We start from the raw sequence: 6,513 nt of genomic DNA, 5'->3' as shown, positions 1-6,513 counted from the left end.
CACTTACACCGCCACATCCCCGTAGGGCATCAACGTCTCGACCCACGGGAACACCACGTCCATCAGCAGGAAGAACAATCCAGCCACGGCAGCGAGCACGATCACCGCCCGCAGCAGCGAGGGCCCCGGAAGATGGCGCCAGATCCACGCGTACATGTCACACCCCCTCGGCCAGCTCGGCGGGCACCAGACCATCCGCCCTCGGCTCCGACCGTTGCAGCACCGCATGGACGATCATCCGCTCCCGGTTCGAGAACTGCGGGTTGCATGTCGTCAACGTCAACATCGGCAGATCACCGTCGAGCACCTCGGCGATCCCCGTCCCCGGCACCGGATCCAGGACACCGACGTCACCGGGCACGGTAATATGCCGGCCGGACAGGTCCGCGTACCGTCCAGACGACACCTCCGTGGCCGTCGGTTCACCCAGGCACCCGGATGCTGCGGCATGACGAGCACCCGGATCCTCGGCCGGGGCGCCCTCCACCGGCAGAACCCGGTAGATGTACCAGGTCGAGACCGTCTCAACGACCACCGCGTCGCAGGTCCCCAGGTGCCCCAGGTCATTGAACGGTGCACCACGTCCCACCCGGTGCCCCGCGACCGCGAAGTTTCCCGGCTGCCCCGGCAACTGCGTGGTCGTGTAGTGCCCCGGTCCCGTGTTCAGAGCTGCATCCGACGTCCCCTCCACCACCGCGTAGCTGAAATCCGGGCCGAATGAGGGGATGAACATCCGGGCGAAAGCCGCGCCCTCGGCATCCTTCGTCACCGGGCGCGGATTCTCATCCGCCCACCGGCGGTCCAGATCCCCGGACACCTGCGACTGCAACCTGCCGGATTCGATGTTCGTCCACCACGACTGGTAGACCACGAATAGTGCGACCACCACCCCGACGGTCAGCAGGATCTCGCCGACCACGGACAGCGTCGTGATCCCGCGCTGTTTTGTCATGACCCCGGATTCTCCCACCGATGGCGGGCCACCGATATGTTTCGCCCCCTGACCTCACCCCTCCCGCAGACCAGTCACATGGTCGACCCGTATCCGTCCGGCACCGGCGGAACCTGCCGAATCCGTCGAACTCCCACCCCGGCGACATGACGGACCGACAGTGAGACAGGACAACGGGCGTACTCACGCGTGAAATGATGTTCCGTTCAATCAGGATTAATCGGCAACGACCACGCCGGCCAACTGACACGAAATGACGACACGATGAAATCGATGGTGCGCTGGCGCTGCTGTTCCGCAGAGTCGTCGAACAACCCGTCAGCCCCGTCAGGACGTGGATCCCGGTGAAAGCGGACTATGTTCCCCAGAGAGCAGGCGATAGTCAGCCCGGCGAAAATCACCTGCCCCTCAGAAATTCCAGTATCCATGAGACCTTGACCGTAGCTACCCAGTGGAGAATCCAGGGCATCCGCAACGACCTCACGAGGTCGGGAAACCGCATTGACAAGTCCGGGGTACCGGATCATCAGTTTCCACCATTCATCGGAGAAAAGACGGAGTATCGATTCCCGGTCAGAGCGATCTTTCAAAGGCTCCACAGTGGAGAATGCGGCACACACGCAGGCCCGCATCAGATTGTCACGCGTCGAGAAATGACGGTACACGGCGGCCGGGGTGACCCCCAGCTCCTGTGACACTCCTTTCACGCTGAATGTGTCGATACCGAGCCGCAGCGCGACATGTACCACGTCCTCCGAGGAGAACTGCGGCGGACGCCCGAGTCGTGCAGAAGTGCCCACGGCGCCCCTACTCCTCATGCGCGGTACCCGCGCCCTGTTCCCCAACCACCGGCGGCACCTCGACCGCCTCCTCCAGAGGAAGGGCAGCGTCATCGGGCTCCGCCGCCGCCACCTCCTCGCCGACGGCGACGACACTATCGCTCGGGTCTTCGGGAGCTGGAGTGTCCGCGTCGTTCACGGGAGCCGCACCTGCTCCGTCATCCACGGTCGCCTGCTCGCCAACGGACTCCGCGGACTCTTCCCGGTCAACCGGTGTCACCGTCGGCTCGACCGCTGCCGGGACCAGCACCGTTTCCGTCGGCTCCAACGCCTCCGTCGGCTCCACCGCTTCCGGGGCCTCGACCGCTGCCGGGACCTCCACCGCTTCCGACGGCTCCACCGTTTCCCTCGGCTCGACCGCTTCCGTCGGCTCGACCGCTACCGGGACCTCCACCGCCTCCGACGGCTCCACCGCTGCCGTCGCCAGAGCTGCTTCCACCGACTCAGGATCGACGTGTGCAGGGCGTTCACCGGCAGAAGCCCACGGCCCGTCCACCGGTGCGGTTCTTTCCCGTCCACGGTTTTCTCCGGCAGCCGACGGCACCCGTCCCGCCGGCAGATCGGCGGTCGACGATCCGGGGCGGGACCGCACCTCGTCCCGCCACTTCCCGTCGAGCCCGACGAGATCCCCGGCGGCGTCGCCGTCAGAGGTCAGCGCGGTGAATGTCCTGCCCGGTACGGGCAGATCGTCGAGTTCAATGCTGGGATCGCCGAGAGAGCCCGACCAGGAGACGATGCTGAGTTTCGGGGAACGATCGGCATCCGCAGCCTGTGCCACAGCTGCGACGGCGACCGGGTCCGGTGCAACATCGCCGTCGATCTTCGTCGCCGACGTTCCGGGGAACAGCACAACCTGGTTTCCCCTCCACTCCACAGTGACCGGCTCCTCAAGCACCACATCAGAGGGAAGGAACGCCCCGGTAACCCGACGACCGGAGACAGTTGTAGCTGACGAGAACACGCTGCCCCGGTCCCGTACCGCACCCACCAACCGGTCAACGAGCGCATCCCGGGACCGCTTGTCCGCGAACTGCCGCTCCAGCGCACTGTTCCCCAACGCCAACGAAGGACGCACTCCGGCACCCCACCCACTCCCGTGGGCGACATCACTGGTGTGCGGAGCGCTTCCCGGAGCGAAGGAACCGAGGATACTGGCGCAGTCCCCCGTACCGAACGCCGAGGTCGGAGAGCTCACGGCGAGACAGGTGGACTGCTCCATCGTCGACACGTCAACCGGACTGCTCGAGTTGCCGTGCCCTCCATCCCCCTGTTCGGTGACCCCGGTCTTCCTGATCCCCAGTACAGTCAGCAGATCCACGTCAACGGGGCGGCCGAACCAGGACACGACGATGCCGTCAGTGTCGTTCGCCCCGCTGTCGGAGACGCCGAGGGCGGAATACGGCACAATGCTGCGGTCGACATCGATCGACCGCAGCATTCTTGCGGGCAGGCCCAGCGCCGTCGTCACGCTGAGACGGGCGGTCCCGTCACGCATCGCCTCCGACAAGAGGTGCTGACCGGTGTCAGTACCGTTACCGGCCCGGTCCGTCAACGCACCCGGATACCCCGGTGCCGGCAGGATGACCGGTTGCGTCGAATCGTAGGACTCACCCGTGAGATAGCCGGCCACCGCGAGGGCAGCTGACCGACGATCAGCGTTGGCGTCCACCAGTTGTCCGGACCCCCCGTCCGAACACCCGTCCGAACCCGACACGTCACTGCCGCATTCCCGCGTAGTCACCCAGCGGTGCGGCAATGCGGCGTCATCCTTCACCTCCTGATAGGTCGTGTACCTACCGAGAGCGGATGGGTCGAACCGGGGAAGTCCCAGTTCCTCGACGATCCCGGCGGTGGCGTCATCCCCCAGGGCCGCAGCACTGATGAGATCGATCAGGGTCCGTTCACCGAGTGCGTAGGAGATCCCGCCGACCCGGACACTGTCCCCCAGGTCAATGGTCATGCCCTCGACAGCCATGGCAATATCCACTGTGTCCGGCACAACCACGGCCCGGTCTCCGTCCAGCTTCCGGTCACAGTCACCGAGATCATTGACTGCGACCGGCCGCATGCCCGCGGAATTCTCCGGCGCGGCGTCCCCGTCCTCCGGGCACACCAGAATACGTCCCACCACGGCGTCTCCACCCAGCAGATCGTCAAACTGCCGGGAATCGAAGTATCCGGTGTAGGAGTTCTGAGCCGAGGCAGAAGGACTGATCACCACTCCCGCTCCAAGTGTCGCCGTCGTTCCGAGGCTCAGAATACCGGTACTCCATTTACGAATTCCTGAATTCTTCGGAACCCTGCGGTGCCGTCCATGCGTTTTCATGTCATAGCATCTTTCTCTACTCGGCGGATCAGACAATCAGCTAACGTGTTCATTGGTCGGTGACGGTAGAACACCCTGCGACATCTTTCACCACCACGATTCCCTGTAGGTCATTGATCCCGGACGGAAGCGACAGCGTCCGCCGTCACCTGGTTCACGGGAGCAGCCGTTCTCGAGACACGGACCTGCAACTTCGCTTCCCGGTACACCCAGTCCTGGGGATCAGCCGCCGCGTCCCCTGCCCGGGCCTCCTCGGCGATACCGCGGTACACCGCAACCGCGTCCCTGGCCGCGGTCAGGTCCCCGGGCACGGGGTCCCCGCCGTTACCGTCGATCCATGTTTCGAGGGTGTCCGCCGCCTTCTCCGCCGCGGTCGCCATGTCATCGAACATCACCGCGGCATCCACTCCTGTGACTCCGGCGTAACTGTCGATGACCGACTGCCAGCCCGCGTGCGCTGCCGTCACCGCACTGAACAGTTCGACCTGCGGATCATGGACCGTCTCAGCGTCCACCGGTGATTCTGCGTACAAGGTCGCGCACTCCGGGGATCCGGCGACCTCATCCACCGTCTTCCGGTTAGGCAACGGCGCCGTCTCGGACAGGTCCGCCGCCACGGCTCCGGCGGCCGCGCTCGCGGCATGGACCGCCTCTCCGAGGGGATCACCGTCGTCACCGTCGACGCTCCCGGCGTCATCCGCGGGTGCCGTCGCGTCGCTCACCGCAGCATCATGCAACATGTGTGCCTGATCCGTCAGCAGGTCACGGACAGCTTCCAGTGCCGGTGTGAACTCCACCGGTTCGGTCTGGTGCACCGACGGAACCCGGGGTGCATCCACCGGCAGCCGGTCCACCGCGGCCGCCGCGTCCTCCGAGAGAGTGAGTACCGCTGCACGCAACGTGCTGTCCCGGGATTCATCCGGCTCCCCGATACTGTTCTCCAGGGCGACGCTGTAGGCGTCGCCACCGTTGCGGAGGTCCAGCACCGGAGTGCACACCGAACGGTAGAACACGACCGCCTCATCGAAGACGGTGGCGTTGAACATGTCGGCGCCGTCCTTTGTCTGCATCGGACGGGTGTCGTGCGCCGATGAGGCGAGCGCCACCCCCACCAGCCCGGCGCACAGTACGGTGACGCCGGCACCGACGATGACGGGGTGCTGACGGAAGAACAACGGCCAGCGCACCCTACACCACCGCCCAGACATAGAGCCCCACGGTGACGATCACGCCCATGATCACCGTCGACAGGACGAACGCACCGAGGAACGGGCGCCGTCCAGCCTGGTCACGACCACCGGTGCCGTACACGATTCCCCCGATGACGACGGCCACCGTCAGGAGCGCGACGATCACCGTCGGTGCCAGCGGCAGTGACGCGCCCAGACGGAGCACCACCGTCACCGCACCGGACAGCACCAGGGAGCCTGCGGACAGCAGGAGAGCGAAGATCCCCATCTTCCGGCCGAGACGGGTCGGGCGCTTCCCCGTCAGACGGTTCATCTCGGCGGCCTCCTGTGAGTCCGGTCCGCCGGGGAACCCGTCCGGATCCGGTTCCGGCGTGGAACCGTCATCCCGGTGTCCGAAGAGAACAGGATCAGTCAACATGCGGTACCTCATCAACGTTGTCGAACGGTGTCGGCGCGTCCGACCCCTGGTTTCCTGCTCAGCGTCCGGCGGACGCGAGACCGGTCAGGGTCTCCCACAGGTCGGCCGGAACGGAATCCTGACCTGCCGCCAGGGCCTTCGCGTAGAGCCCGGCACGGACCCTCGACGTCAGAGCCGAGGGGCCGGCGGAGGGCGTGCCGGTGGGCTCCGCATGGTGGCGGCCCTTCACCCCGAGCCCGCCGAGGAGATCCTCCAGCGAGGATCCGGCGGCCCCGGCCTTCCCCTGCGTGCCCTGGCCGCTGAGCGCCTCGATGAGTGCACCCAGCGGAGAGGACGCCGGCTGGTCCCCGACCTGTGTGAGCTCTTCGGTGATGTTCGCGGCCTGGCGCTGCACCTCCTGGAGCCTGGCGACCGCCAGATGCTCGTCGATGTACCTGTCGACGGCGGCGGGATCCTCGATCTCGGGCAGGATGAGCCCGTGCTCCCGGACGCCGGCGGAGATCCCCAGGACGAGGGTCCACGATGCACCGAGCCGGCGAGACGCGTAGTCACCGGCGAGATCCGACGCGGAGCTGCCGGCCGGAGGCGTGTGCGGGGCCGGACCGTCGACGTGGTCTGCGGTCGTCTGATCTGTTGCGGGCATGTGGTCCTCCAGGTGTCGGGAGCAGGAAGGGGTTGGGTGATGGAACGGGAAGCCGGACGAACCCGTCGACCGACGGGGCCGACGGGGTGGCCGTCCTACGCGGCGACCAGTGCGGTGATGTCCACGATGGTCCGGTCCCGGGTGT

The 6,513-nt window shown here is 66.3% G+C and carries 7 protein-coding genes; all 7 read right to left on the bottom strand.

Going from position 1 to position 6,513, the window contains the following annotated elements; genetic code table 11:
* Nucleotides 1-3: 3 nt before the first annotated feature.
* Nucleotides 4-156, bottom strand: a complete 153-nt coding sequence (locus QZV72_RS14280; RefSeq protein WP_297009365.1) for a hypothetical protein — start codon at nucleotides 154-156, stop codon at nucleotides 4-6.
* Nucleotide 157: 1 nt separating this feature from the next.
* Entirely contained in the window at nucleotides 158-952 is a 795-nt protein-coding gene (locus QZV72_RS14275; RefSeq protein WP_297009363.1) for a class E sortase, read from the bottom strand.
* Nucleotides 953-1,158: 206 nt separating this feature from the next.
* On the bottom strand, nucleotides 1,159-1,752 hold the full coding sequence (locus tag QZV72_RS14270) for a TetR/AcrR family transcriptional regulator (RefSeq protein ID WP_297009362.1): 594 nt from the start codon (nucleotides 1,750-1,752) through the stop codon (nucleotides 1,159-1,161).
* 7 nt (nucleotides 1,753-1,759) lie between these two features.
* Nucleotides 1,760-4,009 (bottom strand): hypothetical protein, encoded by a 2,250-nt coding sequence (locus QZV72_RS14265; RefSeq protein ID WP_297009361.1) that lies wholly within the window; start codon nucleotides 4,007-4,009, stop codon nucleotides 1,760-1,762.
* A gap of 218 nt (nucleotides 4,010-4,227) precedes the next feature.
* On the bottom strand, nucleotides 4,228-5,304 hold the full coding sequence (locus tag QZV72_RS14260) for a hypothetical protein (protein ID WP_297009359.1): 1,077 nt from the start codon (nucleotides 5,302-5,304) through the stop codon (nucleotides 4,228-4,230).
* A 1-nt stretch (nucleotide 5,305) separates the two neighbouring features.
* Entirely contained in the window at nucleotides 5,306-5,725 is a 420-nt protein-coding gene (locus tag QZV72_RS14255; protein ID WP_297009357.1) for a hypothetical protein, read from the bottom strand.
* Nucleotides 5,726-5,783: 58 nt separating this feature from the next.
* Complete coding sequence (locus tag QZV72_RS14250) at nucleotides 5,784-6,368, bottom strand: hypothetical protein (protein ID WP_297009356.1); 585 nt, start codon at nucleotides 6,366-6,368, stop codon at nucleotides 5,784-5,786.
* Between the last annotated feature and the right edge of the window lie 145 nt (nucleotides 6,369-6,513).

The sequence above is a fragment of the uncultured Corynebacterium sp. genome (genome assembly GCF_902782855.1).
Lineage (GTDB): Bacteria > Actinomycetota > Actinomycetes > Mycobacteriales > Mycobacteriaceae > Corynebacterium.
The sequence above is the reverse complement of the archived record's forward strand: the minus strand, read 5'-3'. Positions and strand labels throughout refer to the sequence as shown.

Coding starts and splice junctions, on each gene's coding strand:
- QZV72_RS14280 (WP_297009365.1), bottom strand. CDS start 156: ATGTACGCGTGGATCTGGCGCCATCTTCCGGGGCCCTCGCTGCTGCGG.
- QZV72_RS14275 (WP_297009363.1), bottom strand. CDS start 952: ATGACAAAACAGCGCGGGATCACGACGCTGTCCGTGGTCGGCGAGATC.
- QZV72_RS14255 (WP_297009357.1), bottom strand. CDS start 5,725: ATGTTGACTGATCCTGTTCTCTTCGGACACCGGGATGACGGTTCCACG.
- QZV72_RS14250 (WP_297009356.1), bottom strand. CDS start 6,368: ATGCCCGCAACAGATCAGACGACCGCAGACCACGTCGACGGTCCGGCC.